The organism is Paenibacillus ihbetae, from assembly GCF_002741055.1.
GTDB classification, from domain to species: Bacteria; Bacillota; Bacilli; order Paenibacillales; family Paenibacillaceae; genus Paenibacillus_AQ; species Paenibacillus_AQ ihbetae.
This window is the reverse complement of record NZ_CP016809.1, coordinates 3,014,757-3,030,315: the sequence shown is the minus strand read 5'-3', so window position 1 is coordinate 3,030,315 and position 15,559 is coordinate 3,014,757. Positions and strand designations below refer to the sequence as shown.

Sequence of the window (15,559 nt, the reverse complement as noted above, 5' to 3'; positions counted from 1 at the left end):
GAGCAAGTTAAAAGGAGGTGCCTTGCTTTTCGTGAATGGAAATCCATACGGGTCGAGTGACCCTCACAACATTATATCTATCGAAATGAATGCGAACTTTTTCTTCGATCGGGCGGTTCGCTCGCTGGATCGTTACCAATATGACAAGGCGCTTAAATATTTTCGCAAAGCCGTTGAATATGAACCGGATAATCCGGTGAATCATTGCAATATGGCGGGTATATTATCAGAGACGGGAGATTATCAAGCTTCGAACGAGGTGCTCGCCCACGTTTTGGAGCAGGTCGACCCGTCGATGACGGAATGCTATTTCTATATGGCCAACAACTATGCCAATATGGAGCAGTTTGAGAAAGCGGAGGAAGCGCTGGTCACTTATCTGGAAGAGGATCCGAGCGGGCAGTTTCTGGATGAGGCGGAGGAGATGATGGAGCTGCTGCAGTATGAGCTCAATCGTCCTGCCAAGCTCAACCGCATCAAGAGCCGGGAAGGCGTCGTTGAGCACGAGCATGCCCGCGCTTTGCTGGAAGAGGGAAAATTCGCGCAGGCGGTGAAGCAGCTGGAGGAGATTGTGAAGGAGCATCCGGATTTCCTTGCAGCGCGTAACAACCTGGCGCTTGCCTATTATTATATGGGACGATTCGATTCGGCGAAACGGACGATCGGCGAGGTGCTGGATCAGGAGCCGGGCAATCTGCACGGCCTATGCAACCTGGCGATCTTCTATCAGCATGAGGGAGACGTGGAGCAGCGCGATCGTCTGATGGACATGCTGCGCATCACGGTGCCGTTTCATCTGGAGCATGTATTCAAGCTGGCAACGACGATGGGCATCCTTGGACAGCATGAGGTGGCGTACGGCCATTTCCGGCGGCTGCTGAAGCACGAGGAATTCAATTCCGATCCGAGCTTGTATCATTATACCGCCGTGGCTGCCTGCAATATCGGCCTTTACGAGAAGGCGGAGCAATATTGGCGCCATGCCGCGAAGCTGGATCCCGAGTCGGTCATTCCCGATTTCTACCTGGCTCAGCTTCAGAAACGCAAGGAGACGGGCACCGATCAAATGAAGGTCAGCTATCACTATCATTTGCCGTTTGAGGAGCAGTTCAGACAGTGGGCGCAGGACGGAGAACAATTGACCGAGGAAGCGAAGCAGAATCCGCTGATCCGTTCTTCGTTCTTCTGGGCACTCCGGCATGGCGATCCGCAGACGAAGCTGCAGGTTATTCGTACGCTCGAGCTGATCGCCGATGAAGAGGTGCAGCATGCGCTGCAGTCGTTCCTTCAGGAGCCGGGGGAGAACGCGGAGCTGAAGACGGCGGCCCGCCTTGTGCTGCAGCATATGGAGTCGGCAAGCAGCCGGATTGCGGACCGCAGGGAGGAACGCGATGCCGCACCGGTCAAAACCCGGGAGGTGCTGCCTGATTGGCTGCCTTCCTGGAAGGCCGTTCTGGAGAGAGCCGAGCAGGCGATGGACATGCGGTCCGACGCCTTCTGGAAGAAAGAGATGGAGAATCTCTGGACCGGCTTCCTCAGCCGCCTGTATCCGGACATCCCGAACATCCGGAATGTAGAGGGCTGGGCAGCGGCGCTAGAATATTGGACCGCCAAGAAGCGCGGACGCAACCTGACGTACGAGGAGGTTGCCGTCCGTTACGGAATATCGCCATCGACGGTCAGCCGCTATGCGCGTCAAATCAACAGCGTTTTCGGGGATGAGGCGCAATCAGATCATAATTTTCGCCCATTTACGGAGAATATTTAAGCATGGGTTAGTGAATGAATGGATCAGAGGACAGGCAAGCATTCCCTGCTCCATCATGGAATCGCGGTTAAGTCATGAATAGGATGTAGAAGCATCAATCACCCTATATACTAGGAGGCTGTATCTATGTATAAATCCATCGTAATCGGAACCGGGCCTGCCGGATTGACGGCAGCCATCTACTTGGCACGCGCCAACTTGAAGCCGCTCGTCATCGAGGGCATGCAGCCCGGCGGGCAGCTGACAACGACGACCGAAGTCGAGAACTTCCCGGGATTCCCGCAAGGAATCATGGGCCCTGAGCTGATGGACAATATGCGCCAGCAGGCGGAGCGCTTCGGAGCGGAATTCAAGAGCGCTTGGGTGGAGTCCGTTGATTTCTCCGAGCGGCCGTTCAAGGTGAACGTTGAAGGAATGGGTCAGCTTCTGGCAGAGTCGGTCATTATATCCACCGGCGCATCCGCCAAATATCTGGGCATTCCGGGCGAGCAGGAGAATGTAGGGCGCGGGGTGAGCACCTGCGCGACTTGCGACGGCTTCTTCTTCCGCGGCAAGAAGATCATCGTCATCGGCGGCGGCGACTCCGCGATGGAGGAAGCGAGCTTCCTGACGCGCTTTGCTTCCAGCGTTACGGTGGTTCATCGCCGTACGGAGCTGCGCGCTTCGAAGATTATGCAGGATCGCGCCCGGGAGAACCAGAAGATCGAATGGGCGCTGGATCGTACCCCGCTTGAAGTCGTGACCAGCGAAACGGGTGTGAAGGGTCTAAAGGTAAGAAACAATGAGACCGGTGAAGAAGAGCTGATCGAAGCCGAAGGCGTGTTCGTGGCAATCGGCCATACGCCGAATACCGGCTTCCTCGGCGGTCAGATTACAACAGACCCGACCGGCTATATCCTGGTTAAGCCAGGTACGACCGAGACGAATATTCCCGGCGTATTCGCCTGCGGCGACGTGCAGGATACCCGGTATCGTCAAGCGATAACCGCTGCTGGCACCGGCTGTATGGCTGCGATGGACTGCGAGAAATTCCTCGAAGGCCATATGGTCCATGACTGGAGCGAAACGCTCAACCCCTAATAGAAAATGTTCAAACAGCAGGAAGTGCGAAGAAGCCCCCGAGCTTACAGCGCCTTACGGATGTAGACGACAAGTCGACATGTCCGGGGCTGCCGAAAGCCGGGGGCTTTGTTGTGCATGATGCGGATCTCAAACTTGTGGATCCATCCGTAAGTCATTGCCTGAACAAACTTGCAGTTTTGCAGTTGGATCTTAACGTAACCCGTAAACCGCCGCATTTCCTATGTCCGGTGAAAGGCGGCGGAGAAGGGGTCCGGGCCAGGCAGGGTAGAGTAGAGCCGGGCAGGCCGGAGCTCCAATTACAAGCTGATCGCTTTATTGGCGTTCTTGACGTCGTTCGAAAGCAGCTGCTTCAGGTTGTAGGATGGGTACAAGCCCCGTTCGTACATAAAGTAGAACACCTTCCCGTGCAGCTCGATCGCTTTGTTCAGCTGCTTCTGCAGCGTCTCGCGAAGGCTTGGCGTCGCGGTTTCGGTAATGGCGATCGCATAGTTGCGGACCGACGTTTTGGCGAAAATGAGCAGGCGGCCGGCATAATAGGCGGTCAAATCTGCTTCGGTCAGCTTGCGGGTGCCGACAGGGGCTTCAGGGAAGTAATGCAGCAGTTCCTTCAGGTTGTTCTCCACGCCTTGAATCGCTTCGGTATACAGGCTGTGCAGCTGCGGGTCTTGGATATCGCCGAGCGCCATCTTGAACCCGATCAGGTTGTTTGCTTGGAAGGCGGTTAATTCATGCATCTCGAGCGTCTCATGCCACGCCAGATGCTTGGGATTATGCTTCATATTCTTCTTGTCTCCTCCATGTGATTAAATATGTGATAGCCTATTCAATCACGGGGAGGAAGGTGCCTATCCTGCCGGCGTTTTCGGGAGTTTATAAATCCTGGGACAGCCGTACCATATCCCGCAGCAGCATCCCGTTCTCGTAAATCTCCTCTTCATAGTGCCGGACGAAAAAATCCCGGTCGATCGCCGTCATGCGGAAGCCGCATTTTTGGTACAATGCGAGCTGGGCGACACCGGTGCTTCCTGTACCGACCTCAATGGTGGCAAATCCGAGCTCTTTGGCCTGAGCCACCGCATGGTTGACCAGCTGCTTGCCGAAGCCTTGGCCATGCCGCTCTTCTGCTACGGCTACATTGACGAGTTCAACGGTGTCGGGCCGCGTAGGCAGCAGAACATATACGCCGATGACTGCGGAATCGACTTCGCCGACATAGCAATGGCCCCGATGGATATAGTCCTCTACTAGGCGCTTTGAAGGGTCTGCCAGCAGCAGCAGCTCCATGGGAGGCGGTTCGCCAGGAACAAGCCGTCGGATGTTCATAGCGTCTTCTCCTTTCATGTTCATATTTCAAATATTTCGAAATGTATGTACTTTTGCTTGCTATTTTACCACAAAAAAGGGCTCGCACACGCTTCTCATGGAAGCAGCGGCCTGCCTCGGGGCTTCTTGTGCGAGAGGGAAATCCGGCAAAGCGCTGGACCGGCTGGATCGTGCCCAATCTCGAAAGGCGTTAACGCTCGTACCAGAGCGCATTCCCTCTAAAAAATACCGCAGGTTTAACATAGCGGTCCGGATTCGCTCATACATAAGGTGTAGGATGATTTGTGACAAGGGAGGACTTGGGCTTGAACAACAATGGATATTACGGATATCTGCCCCCGGCCGGATACCCGCCAAGCAGCTTCTATTCTGCACCGCCCCCGGCTGCTGCGTACCATGCACCGCATGCAACGCGAACACCGGCCGTTCCGCAGCATGTCAACTACGTAACGTTCGTAGAGCCAATGTTTATGGAACATCTGCTTAAGCATAAAGGGACAAAAATGACCGTTGTAACGACAGCGGGAAAAGTCGAGGGCATCCTCTCCGGGATCGCCGCAGACCATATCCAGCTCACCGTCGGGGATAACAAAGCGCTGCATATTCGGTTGGCACAGGTGGTGTATTTTGAAGGGGTTCCCTATTAGAGGAGCCTTGCGTCATCTTAGTTTGGCTATAATTGATTTTTACCGCCGCAGCAGCAGGATCGGGCGGTATAAACCGCCAATATGTATACAGGATCCGGAAGGCGTCTATTGGAGACGCCTTTGTATCATGTCAGACCTGGACTGGTTTACACTCGATGGCAGGATCTAACATGAGTAGGATTACGTCGGATATCGATGCTCTAAGCTATTCGATCTGAACCGACGATAGGCGGGAAGTGCATCCGGTGATACTTCAGCCGGCTTTTTGTAGATTCCGGACGAAAGCATGGGCTAACAAGAGAGGAGGACTTTTCATGACCATGAATTCGTATAACATTCGAGTGGCGACAGCACAGGATGAGCCCTTCCTATGGGACATGCTGTACGAATCCCTGTACGTGCCTGACGGGGGCGAATCCTTTAGCAGGGACATTTTAAACGAACCCTTCATGAAGAAGTATGTGGCAGGCTGGGGCCGTGAGGGCGATCTGGGCTATATCGCGACCAACGGGGAAGGAAAGCCGATTGGCTCGATTACCCTGCGGTATTTTGACGAAGCGAACAAAGGGTTCGGCTACGTCAGCGACGAAATTCCGGAGCTTGGGATGGCCTTGCTGCCGGAGAGCAGGGGGCAAGGGATCGGAACGGTGCTTATGACGGCGTTGTTTCAAGGGGCGAAAGCCAGAGGCATCTCCCGATTATCCCTAAGTGTAGCGCCGGAGAATACGGCAGCGGTGAAGTTATATAGGCGTTTTGGGTTTCAAGAGGTTGGCGTATTCGGCACATCCATTACAATGGTGGCAGATATCGTGTAAATTGAGAACTAGTGGTTGGCTCCGTCTCATAAAGGTCACCGAAGGAAGAGGCGGCATCGGGCTTGCTTCAGGAATCTGAGGTCGGAAAGCTCATGGGAGAGGAGGGAAGCTGTCAAGTGAAGTACCGCGCGGTATTTCTTGATTTTTACGGTACGCTGGTTCATGAAGATGACGATATCATTCTTTTGATCTGCGAACGGATTCGGGAGAGTGCTTCGATTGAATGCACGAATCAAGAGATCGGACGATACTGGTGGAGCGAGTTTTCGCGCATATTCCGCAGCAGTCACGGGGAAGGCTTTAAACTCCAGCGGACCATTGGCTTAGAGTCACTCGCCGAGACAATCAGGCACTTCGGATCAGTCGCGAGGGCAGAGGAAATCATCGGGCTTCAATTCGAGCATTGGACGAGGCCGAGGCTGTATCCGGATACGAAGCCTTTTCTGGATTCGCTCCGGCGAACCGGAACGCCCGTGTATATCTTGTCGAATATTGACCGATCCGATATTGAGTACGCCGTTTCCTATCACGGCATTCACGCACAAGGAATCCTTACAAGCGAGGATGTACGAGCGTATAAGCCCAGGCCGGAGCTATTCCGGAAGGCACTTATGCAGTATCGGTTAAAAGCAGATGACGTGATCCATATCGGCGATTCCTTAACGAGCGACGTCCAGGGTGCCCAAAGTCTGGGCATTGCAGCGATGTGGCTCAACCGGCTGGGTAAACCGCAAGCGGAAGGGATCGAGCCCGATTACATCTGTACCACCTTGGATGAGGCTCAGCAGGTGCTGCAAGGCCGTAATAAGGAGGAGGCAAGGGCGTGAGGCAACGAGAATACCATACATAGACAGTGTTCGCCGAATCCTGCTGCTTCTGAGCTTGAAAGCTTACAACAAGCTAAAACAAGCGTCCCGGGGCTAACCGTGAGACGCTTGTTTTTTTGGCTAAAGGAGTCGGGCTCGGTAAGCGCAGGTTTGGAGAATTTCGCCACGACAATGTCAAACCTTTTACCCAGGAACTGCGTTATAGCTACGTACTGATTACAAGGTTAAAAGAAGGTGCGGCATGAATCGAACGAAAACGATGCGGTTTGCCGGCAAAGGCGCGGCGTGGAAGGCGGAATATACCGTTACGCACAAGGATAAGGTTAATGCGAAGCAGACTATATTTCAGGATGAGCTTGGCGGGAAATTAAAGCTTCAGTATGTCGGGAAGGCGCCGCTAGGCAGCGGCAGAATTACCTACCGGCTGGAGGATCGAAACGGACGCTTCTCGGAAGGCGAGATCGTTGCGGGGACGGACTATGCCGTCATGAAAGAAACCCTCTCTACCTTGGACTACGGTTCTTTGCTCGATATGATGGATCCTGGTAAGGAACTGACCCTCGCCATAGACTGGGAGAGTGGGCGCGAACAGTTCCTGCTGACTCTTCCACCCTCACTCGGCTTCGGCAGAATTCCCCGTAAACGGTAAGGTCTATGTGCTTGTCCAAGATCCGTCCATCCCCAACAAGGAGAAGGCACAAGCCGATGGATTTAACCCTTTTTTAAACGAAGGCGCTCCCGCGTTTTAACCTGGGCCTTGTAAACTATAAATAGAAAACATCATGAAGGGAGTGAACGGGGCGTGCTGGAGGCGTATTTGTTCCCGATATCCTATGCATTTTTGACTTTTCCCATAGCGGCCTTGCTGTGTGCGGTCCCGTTTCTGATCGTGCAATACCGCAAGTACGGCTATTTCAATAAATTTCGCGGGTTTCTTCTGTATCTGTTCCTGCTCTATCTCCTCAATGCGGTGTACCTGGTGCTGCTCCCGCTGCCGGCGTCTCGGCATAATGCACCGATGGACGTGTCCTCGGTTATCCAGTTGATTCCGTTTAATTTTATTCACGATATCGTGAAGGAAACCCGGGTGGTTCTGTCCGAGCCTGGGACGTATGTCCACCTGATTAAGGAACGGGCCTTTCTGCAGGTGGTGTTCAATATCCTGCTGGTCGTGCCCTTCGGCATGTTCCTCCGTTATTATGCCCGGGTGAAATGGCGAACGTGCCTGATGGCTTCATTTGCGCTGTCCTTGTTCTTTGAGGTAACCCAGGTAACCGGGATCTACGGCTTCTATGATCACCCTTACCGGCTGTTTGATGTAGATGACCTGCTGACCAACACGCTCGGCGGGATGATCGGCTTCGTGCTGGCCGACTGGATGAAGAGCCATCTGCCGCGGATGGACCGGCTGGATGAGAAGGTGGATCTGTCCAAGAAGCGGGTCAGCTATACACGAAGGGCGATCGCTTTTGGCATCGATGCGATGATTACGCTGCCGGTCATCGGGATTATGTCCGTGGTGCTGAACGTGAAGGCCGCGTATTTTATCATTGTTATTCTGTACTATATCGTGATGCCGTATATGCTGGAGGGGCAGACGGTTGGCAAATGGATCGTACGGATTCGCATCCAAGGGCAGGGCGAGCATCTGAAGCTGAAGGAGATTATTGTCCGGAATGGGCTGCTGTACGTCGTGTGGGGCGGTATTCATGCACTGCTGATAACGTTGAGCTTCCCGGGCTCGGGCTTTCTGTATGCCTTGTATGTCATGGGAATGCTGCTGATCGACGGGGTTGTTATGGTTCATCTCGTGTTATGTCTTTTCAACCATGAACGGACGATGCTGCATGAGGCGAAGAGCGGAACGAGGCAGGTGATCGCGGAGAACAGACAGCCTGCGGCGGAGCGAAGCGGCGGGAATACGATGTGATTGGTTACTTCTTTCCCCTTAAGGGACAGATGAAGAAAAGTGTGGCCGGTGTTGAAGCGTAAGCCTAGACACCGGCTTTTATAATTATGCCGGTCAATCGGAATGATCTGCGGAATATCTTCAAAGCCGCATCTCCTCTTGGAAAATTCATCAAAAACGATCCATTGTATGATAACATAAGGTGAACAGCACCACGGTGAATTCTCGCATACAAGCGAGAGATCCGCACTCGCGCACCGCACATGTCAAAGCGGATCTGATGGAAGTCTGAAGAACAACAAACAGGAGTGACGTTTCATGGATAAATGGGAGTATAAAACTTTGAAATTTAAGACCCGGGGATTTCTCGGAGGCAAGGTGGATGAGGAGGAATTCGAGGATTTGCTGAACAGCTACGGCATCGACGGTTGGGAATTGGTGTCGTGCTTCGATACAAGCATGTATCAGGGCCAGTCCAATGATATTATTGCCGTGCTGAAGCGAAAAGCATATCTCGAGTAGTGACCAAAGGAAAGAGGGAGTTGATCCTGTGATCATTCGGGAGACGGAAGATGCGTTTGTAATGACGACTCAGGACGTTCATGGCCGGTTCTCCGGGGACATAGCCCGAGGGTTCCGGAAAGAGCTGTTCCTGGATGAATCGGTAGTGGAAGAAGTGCTGCTGGCGATCGCCGAGCATGACCGGGCCTGGCTGCCAATGGATGATACGCCCATCTGGAATGACGCGGCCTTGGTGCCCTTTACTTTTGTCGATTATCCGACATTGCCGAAATTGCTGATGTACGCAAAGGGAGTTGACGAAACGGAAGCGATGAGCCCTTACGCAGGGTATTTATGCAGCCTTCATTATGCGTCGTTTATGAAAAATGCGACCGAAGCGCCCTTCGTGGAATTTTATCATGCGGAGCTGGAGCGCCAGAAGAGGCTGAAGAGTCGGCATCCTTTTCCCGACGAGGAGACGATCAAGCGGCAGTTTGCCTTGCTGCAGCTGTGCGATGACCTCTCGCTCTATGTATGCATGAACGCTCCCGGGGCGCCCAAGGAAGAGGAGCATCCGTGGTTCAGGGACGGCTTTGATATGTCGGTGGATGGACGCCGGGTGGCGGCTGAATGGCTGGGCCGGGAAGAGATCAGGCTAACACCGTTTCTGTTCGAGCGGGAGTGGCCGGCCGTGCTGAAGAATAAGCACGTTCTGAAGGCGCAGATTAAACAAGAAGGAATCGCGAAGGCATTCGAGCATGCCCCATGGAGCGAGCAAAAGGTCCTCTTCGTTCCGTAATCGCAAGTGCGCAGGACTAAACGAATTTTTTGGAGATATCCAGACAGTAACACTTCGGAGGATCTGCTGCCTGATTCGCAAAATAAACGGGCCGCTAAACGCGTTTTGTCTTCTATAAGAGTACGTCGAGAGACGTTTTTCTTATGGAATATGGTATGATCCGGTTGGAAGCCATGGGAAAAATTCCGTCAGATTGTTGAGGTTGAAGGATGAAGAAAAAAGAGTTTTTGATCGTAGCCATGTTGAATTTTTTAGCGGCAGTAGCCTTTTTGGTCGTGGTGATTATCACCGACCGCAGCTCGTGGAAGTGGGGATTCGGCCTCGTGTCGCTGCTGTTCGCGCTCGGCGGGGTTGGCAATATCGTCCTGCATTTAAAAAACAAATCGTAGGCGCAGAGCACCCGATGCCGAGTATGAACAGCATACGTTAACGGGGGCTTCATGCCCCCGAAATGGACTTGGCGACAACAATGCATTTCACAGACAACGATTTTAAATGTGAAAATATTCACTTCATGAAAATGATGGAGTCCAGTTAAACATTCCACACGCAGGATAGGTCAGGACGTTTAACCGAGGAGATGCGAACTTGAAAAGAAATGAAGTAAGTGACATTACTCTATATCTTTGGACGCTTTCTTTTTTACGCTTCCACAAGTGGAAAGTTGCCGTGTTCATCGGATGCAGCATGATCGCGACAACTATTGAATTGTTATTCCCCAAGGTGGTACAGCTTTTTATCGATGAGATATTACCCGAACAAAGGGCAAGCGATCTCGTGTGGCTGCTTGGCATTCTAGTTCTTCTAACAGGCATAATGTTTGGTTTGAGTGCAGCGAGAAATATTCTCGGGCGTGTTATTACAGAGCATGGCTCCAAGTCGATCCAGCTTGCTATTTTCAAACAGCTAAGGTATTTGGGTTTTTCCTATCACGAACAAGTTCCTGCAGGTAAAACGCTTGCTTTATTTCAAGTGGACGTTGCAAATGTACAGCGGGTCTACAGCCACTATATACCGAAAATGGTGAAAGAAGTACTGTTACTGCTTATAGCATCTGTGTTTATGTTTGCAACAAATTGGAAAATTAGCTTGTTAGCGATGTCCTTCACATTGATCTACTATGTGTTCGGCCCCTATTTTGAACGTAAAGCCGTTTCGGCCGGAATCGAATTCCGCAATGAGCAAACGAATTATACGCAAAAGCTCCATAACGGGTTATCGGGAATGGCTGAGTTGCGTGCTTATGGTGCCGAGCAATGGCATTTAGGAAATATGAATAGCGGTTTATTTGTGCTGAATCGTGCTCGGTATCGTTTCGCATTATACTCCGGAATCCGAACTGCATTGAAATTTGTATCCATTAATTTAGGATTGCTCTCCCTATTTGTCTTTGGGATATGGGCAGTAAAGAACGGGGCTTTCAGCGTAGGTGAATTTGTAGCAATGTCATTCTACTGTTTTCGGGTAATGAACGAACTGACTAGTGTAGTGAAATTATATACCGAGCAGAAAATACTTATGAATCAAGCCAGAAATCTATACGAATTTATGAAAATGGAGCCGGAAGTCGCTGATAACGGAACTGCCCAAGTGTCTCAGCTAAAGGGAAATATTGAGGTTAAGCATGTCTCATTTGGATACGACAAGGATAAGCCTGTTGTACATAACCTTTCCTTTCAAGTCCATCCGGGGCAGCGGGTTGCTTTGGTCGGCACGAGCGGTCATGGGAAAACAACGATATTAAAGCTGATCGCACGGTTTTATGATATTGAACAGGGCTCATTGACGATCGATGGCTATGATATCAAAGATATCCCCCTGCATGTCATGAGAGATCAAGTCGGAATGGTCTTTCAAGAAACCTATTTATTCGGCGGGACGATTCGGGAGAATATCCAGTTTGGCAACCCGGATGCAGAGGAAGCACAGATCTACGCAGCGGCGCGTGCTGCCTATGCCCATGATTTTATTGAAGCGCTGCCAAATGGATATGATACCATCGTTGGCGAACGTGGTGTTAAGCTATCAGGAGGGCAGAAGCAGCGAATCGCAATTGCCCGGGTGTTTCTTAAAAGCCCGTCCATCGTTTTGCTGGATGAGGCAACCTCTGCTTTGGATAACTCAAGTGAACGTGAGGTACAACGGGCTTTTGAAGAGCTTCTCAAAGGAAGGACAACCGTCACTGTCGCGCACCGGCTGAGCACGGTACAGAATTATGACCGTATCCTGATCGTTGAGCAAGGCAGGGTGATGGACCAAGGCAGCTACGAAGAATTGCTAGCACACAGCCCAGGATTCAAAAAGTTAATAGCCGGGGTGAAGGAATGAACGCAGCAGCAATTTTGATGCGGTATGCCAAGCCAATGAAGTGGTCTTTGCTAGGTATTATTATGTTAATGATGGTTGAGAATGCTGCCGGCATGCTGATGACCGCAGCGCAGAAATTTATCATCGATGATCTGTTCATGCACGGGAAATATCATTTGTTCCTTCCCATCATTCTGTTATACCTTTGTCGCGTTCAATTTCCTGAATGTCGTCGTTTCGCAATACCGGCTGTCGGTTGATCATCGAATTCAACATCATCTTATGAACGACATTCTCCGCTGCATTCAAAGCATGCCTATTCGGGATCTGCAAAATGAGCGCGTGAGTAAACTGACCAATTATTTTACAAACGATATGCCCAATGTATCAGGGGTAATCTCAAACTATATCCCAAACACCGTTAATCAGATCGTGAGGATCATTTTGCTCCTATGCATCGTAGGGATTGGAGATCCGTTTTTGTTGGCAATCGTCCTAGGAATTACCTTTGTCTACATAACTTTAGGTAAACGTATGATGACAAGGATGTCGTCTCTATCAAGATCCGTACAGGACAGCAGAGCGGATCTTCAGGTTATCATTGAAGAAGGAGTATCTTCCTCTCGCGAAGTTATTGCATTTGATCGCAGCAAATGGGAGATGAAACGATATCTTGAGGCATTCCAGACGATGTTTGCTCGTGTGATAAAAGAGGGGAAAGCCCAAAACAAGTTTATGCTTCTCAGTGATCCACTTCGAACAGGGGTTACGATTATTACGCTCGCTTATGGCGGCTACAGGGTCTTAGAAGGAGACATGACGCTTGGCATGTTTGTCATTTTATATACATTTTCAACGCAGTTAATGGAAACGACCAGGGATGTCTATGGACTTCTTCAGGACTACAGCAGTAAGAAGGCGAATGTCGATCGATTAGCCGCTAACGTTCTGCAGCTGGAACAAATCGACCCAGGCGTCTATGAATTAAACGGACCGGTATCGTCCATCCATTTTTCTAAAGTATCCTTCAGCTATAGTGAGGATCAGCCCTATGTTCTGCGAAATTTGGAGCTCCATATCCCGGTGGGGAAGAAGATTGCCTTGGTGGGACCAAGCGGTAGTGGAAAATCTTCGATCGTTCAGTTATTAAACCGGTTCTATCAACCGCAGATTGGCGAAATTCTAGTCAATGAGATGCCACTAACAAGGATTAAAAGAACCGAATGGAACAACTGCATTAGTGTTGCAGCACAAGAGCCTTTTTTATTTACGGATTCCATTCGTAATAATATTCTGCTCGGCCGCTCATTTACGGAAGAGGAGATGATCGCGGCATGCCAGGCTGCTGAGATCCATGATTTTATAGAAACACTGCCTCTGGGTTATGATACGGAGCTAGGTGAAAGAGGACAAAACCTCTCCGGCGGACAACGCCAGCGAATTGCAATTGCACGGGCCTTGCTGGCTAATCCGGAAATTCTTATTTTAGATGAAGCAACCTCGGCTTTAGATATGGAGACGGAACGACGCGTAATGTATAACATCGATCAAGTTCGTAAAGGGAAGACAACCATTGTCATTGCCCATAGGCTTTCTACAATTGAGAATGCGGATATAATCGTGTTCCTTGATGGAGGAAGCGTCGTTGAAAGTGGCAACCATGACAAGCTGCTATCCCTGGATGGCCGCTATGCAGGTCTAACCAAAGAGTTGTCGGCTGTTTAGGCCGTACCGGGAGCCGGGGACGGAAACTTCACGCTGCAAGGCCTATTGAGGAGCACAGATCAACCCGAGGACCCCACGCAGACCGGCAGGTCCCTGTCAGATCCATCCCTTTTCCTCCGCGGTCGTAATCGCCTCAATACGATTCTTCGCCCCTAGCTTGCTTAGGATTTCAGACATGTAGTTCCGGACCGTGCCGTAGGACAGATGCAGCTTGGCCGCAATCTCGCTCGAGCTGCTTCCTCCGGCAGCCAGGCGGAGCACCTCCCGTTCCCGTTCCGTAAGCGGGTTCGCATCCCGCATCGTTCCGAACACAAGCTCGGGCGAAACCTCCCGGCGGCCGTCCATGACGCGGCGGATCGCTTCCGCCAGCCGCTCGCTCGGCTCATCCTTCAGCAAGTATCCCTGAACGCCGGCTTGGACCGCCCGCTCGAAATAGCCCGGTCTTGCGAAGGTGGTCAGAATGATGACCCGGCATTCGCAGCCGAGGCGCTTGATCTCCTCAGCAACCTCCAGGCCGCTGCGCACCGGCATCTCGATATCCAGCAGGCAAATATCGGGACGATGGGCTGCAATCAAAGACAGAGCTTCATCTCCGTTGCCCGCCTGCCCGACTACATCGATATCTTCTTCAAAATCTAGCAAAGAAGCCAGTGCGCCTCGAAGCATGCGCTGATCCTCGGCGATCACCACTCGGATGCTCATGTGTCTCGTCCTCCTTCCGACTCTCATTCTTGATGACGATCGGTACGCGGATGGTAATGACCGTGCCTTCGCTAGAACGGGCTTCGATCGTCCCTCCGATCAAGGACAGCCTCTCCGCCATCCCTTTCAGGCCGCTCCCCTCAGCGGGACGCTGATCGCCGTTCGGGATACCCACCCCGTTATCGGCGACGATCATCCGCCACTCATTCTCCAGCGTTTCCATCCGAATCCGGCATTGACTGGCCTTACTGTGCTTCACCACATTGGTTACGGATTCGCGCAGGCAGAGGCTGAAAATGTTGTGAGCCAGATCAGGGATGCCCTCCAGCCGCTCGTTCCCTTCGCAGACCAGCTCAATCCCGGCGCTTTCCAGAATCATGCGTGCATCCCGGATTTCTTCGGGGAGCGTGGCTGTCCGCATTTCCGCGACAAGCTCGCGCACCTGGCGCAAGGCTGCTCGGGACGTATTCTGGATTTCGCGGGCTTCCGCCTGGGCCTTGACCGGATCCTTCGTGACCAGCTTCTCTACGAGCTGGCTCTTGAGCGTGATGAGCGACAGCGTGTGGCCAAGCGTATCATGAAGATCCCGTGCGATGCGCATCCGTTCTTCGCCTTTAATCAAATTGTGGATTTGCTCATTGGCTTTCGCGAGCTCCTGTTCCAGCTTCTGACGTCTGCTCAGAGAACGGAAGCCAAGCGGCGACAGCAGCATGATCAAGAAGAACGGAATGATGACCAAGAGATCGGCGGTTTCGAGCGCCGGTGCATAGATCGCCAGCGGGATCGCTTCGACAAGGAAGAAGATCAGCATAGCCGTTTTGAATCGGCGATCATCAATGTACCAGCCGATGAAGTTGGCGGAGAAGAAGCCCATATACATAAAGGTAGGGTGATACCAGGTGGACAAGATGAAGATGACGGCAAGCTGGGCCAGCAGCCAGTACATAAAGGGTCGCTTCTCTACTTCAAAATACAGCTGGCGGTACGTAACGAGGAATACAGCGATCAAGAAGAAGCCGATGCCCATTTTCCACGAATCGAATTTGAACATGTTGTAGATCGGCAATATTACATACACCAGCCACAGATAGGGGAAGAATCCCATGTGGCGAGGAAACACCTCAAACCTGAATCCTCTCATACATCCATCACA

17 protein-coding genes are annotated in these 15,559 nt (G+C 51.7%); 13 read left to right on the top strand and 4 right to left on the bottom strand.

Annotation, left to right across the window (positions count from 1 at the left end; genetic code table 11):
* The first annotated feature begins 31 nt into the window (after positions 1-31).
* Together BBD41_RS13495 and trxB are read left to right on the top strand one after the other, a co-directional pair.
* Positions 32-1,768 carry a tetratricopeptide repeat protein gene (locus tag BBD41_RS13495; protein WP_397311342.1) on the top strand — a complete coding sequence of 579 codons (1,737 nt, stop codon included), beginning with the start codon at positions 32-34 and terminating at the stop codon, positions 1,766-1,768.
* 126 nt (positions 1,769-1,894) lie between these two features.
* A complete protein-coding gene (trxB, locus tag BBD41_RS13490; RefSeq protein WP_007132977.1) occupies positions 1,895-2,848 on the top strand; it encodes a thioredoxin-disulfide reductase in 954 nt (317 codons plus the stop codon).
* A gap of 299 nt (positions 2,849-3,147) precedes the next feature.
* Here the strand turns inward: trxB and BBD41_RS13485 are convergent, their stop codons facing one another.
* Together BBD41_RS13485 and BBD41_RS13480 are read right to left on the bottom strand one after the other, a co-directional pair.
* Positions 3,148-3,630, bottom strand: a complete 483-nt coding sequence (locus BBD41_RS13485) for a spore coat protein (protein ID WP_077570555.1) — start codon at positions 3,628-3,630, stop codon at positions 3,148-3,150.
* A gap of 91 nt (positions 3,631-3,721) precedes the next feature.
* Complete coding sequence (locus BBD41_RS13480; RefSeq protein WP_077570553.1) at positions 3,722-4,174, bottom strand: GNAT family N-acetyltransferase; 453 nt, start codon at positions 4,172-4,174, stop codon at positions 3,722-3,724.
* A 305-nt stretch (positions 4,175-4,479) separates the two neighbouring features.
* On the opposite strand from BBD41_RS13480, the gene BBD41_RS13475 reads away from it, so the two are divergent.
* The 11 genes from BBD41_RS13475 to BBD41_RS13430 all read left to right on the top strand — a co-directional run bounded on the left by BBD41_RS13475 (position 4,480) and on the right by BBD41_RS13430 (position 13,704).
* A complete protein-coding gene (locus BBD41_RS13475) occupies positions 4,480-4,821 on the top strand; it encodes a DUF2642 domain-containing protein (protein WP_077570551.1) in 342 nt (113 codons plus the stop codon).
* Between the two features lie 314 nt (positions 4,822-5,135).
* Positions 5,136-5,636: a GNAT family N-acetyltransferase gene (locus tag BBD41_RS13470; RefSeq protein WP_223260666.1), complete on the top strand. Its 501-nt coding sequence runs from the start codon at positions 5,136-5,138 to the stop codon at positions 5,634-5,636.
* A 62-nt stretch (positions 5,637-5,698) separates the two neighbouring features.
* The gene (locus tag BBD41_RS13465; RefSeq protein WP_223260665.1) at positions 5,699-6,463 is read left to right on the top strand and encodes an HAD family hydrolase; all 765 of its coding nucleotides are present in this window, start codon (positions 5,699-5,701) and stop codon (positions 6,461-6,463) included.
* 241 nt (positions 6,464-6,704) lie between these two features.
* Positions 6,705-7,112 carry a hypothetical protein gene (locus BBD41_RS13460; protein WP_077570549.1) on the top strand — a complete coding sequence of 136 codons (408 nt, stop codon included), beginning with the start codon at positions 6,705-6,707 and terminating at the stop codon, positions 7,110-7,112.
* A gap of 153 nt (positions 7,113-7,265) precedes the next feature.
* Positions 7,266-8,393 (top strand): VanZ family protein, encoded by a 1,128-nt coding sequence (locus BBD41_RS13455; protein ID WP_077570547.1) that lies wholly within the window; start codon positions 7,266-7,268, stop codon positions 8,391-8,393.
* A 297-nt stretch (positions 8,394-8,690) separates the two neighbouring features.
* Positions 8,691-8,894: a DUF4177 domain-containing protein gene (locus BBD41_RS13450; protein WP_007132987.1), complete on the top strand. Its 204-nt coding sequence runs from the start codon at positions 8,691-8,693 to the stop codon at positions 8,892-8,894.
* Positions 8,895-8,922: 28 nt separating this feature from the next.
* Positions 8,923-9,672 (top strand): DUF3891 family protein, encoded by a 750-nt coding sequence (locus BBD41_RS13445; RefSeq protein ID WP_099477894.1) that lies wholly within the window; start codon positions 8,923-8,925, stop codon positions 9,670-9,672.
* Positions 9,673-9,881: 209 nt separating this feature from the next.
* Positions 9,882-10,061 (top strand): hypothetical protein, encoded by a 180-nt coding sequence (locus BBD41_RS13440; RefSeq protein ID WP_077570544.1) that lies wholly within the window; start codon positions 9,882-9,884, stop codon positions 10,059-10,061.
* 199 nt (positions 10,062-10,260) lie between these two features.
* Positions 10,261-12,000: an ABC transporter ATP-binding protein gene (locus BBD41_RS13435; RefSeq protein ID WP_077570542.1), complete on the top strand. Its 1,740-nt coding sequence runs from the start codon at positions 10,261-10,263 to the stop codon at positions 11,998-12,000.
* Positions 11,997-12,239, top strand: coding sequence for a hypothetical protein (locus BBD41_RS29910; RefSeq protein ID WP_162292778.1), 243 nt, complete (start codon positions 11,997-11,999; stop codon positions 12,237-12,239). Before BBD41_RS13435 ends, BBD41_RS29910 begins: the two co-directional genes overlap by 4 nt.
* Positions 12,127-13,704: an ABC transporter ATP-binding protein gene (locus BBD41_RS13430; RefSeq protein WP_099477893.1), complete on the top strand. Its 1,578-nt coding sequence runs from the start codon at positions 12,127-12,129 to the stop codon at positions 13,702-13,704. The genes BBD41_RS29910 and BBD41_RS13430 overlap by 113 nt, the downstream gene beginning before the upstream one ends.
* A gap of 96 nt (positions 13,705-13,800) precedes the next feature.
* Here the strand turns inward: BBD41_RS13430 and BBD41_RS13425 are convergent, their stop codons facing one another.
* Complete coding sequence (locus tag BBD41_RS13425) at positions 13,801-14,406, bottom strand: response regulator transcription factor (protein WP_077570538.1); 606 nt, start codon at positions 14,404-14,406, stop codon at positions 13,801-13,803.
* Positions 14,333-15,547, bottom strand: coding sequence for a sensor histidine kinase (locus BBD41_RS13420; RefSeq protein WP_099477892.1), 1,215 nt, complete (start codon positions 15,545-15,547; stop codon positions 14,333-14,335). Before BBD41_RS13420 ends, BBD41_RS13425 begins: the two co-directional genes overlap by 74 nt.
* Between the last annotated feature and the right edge of the window lie 12 nt (positions 15,548-15,559).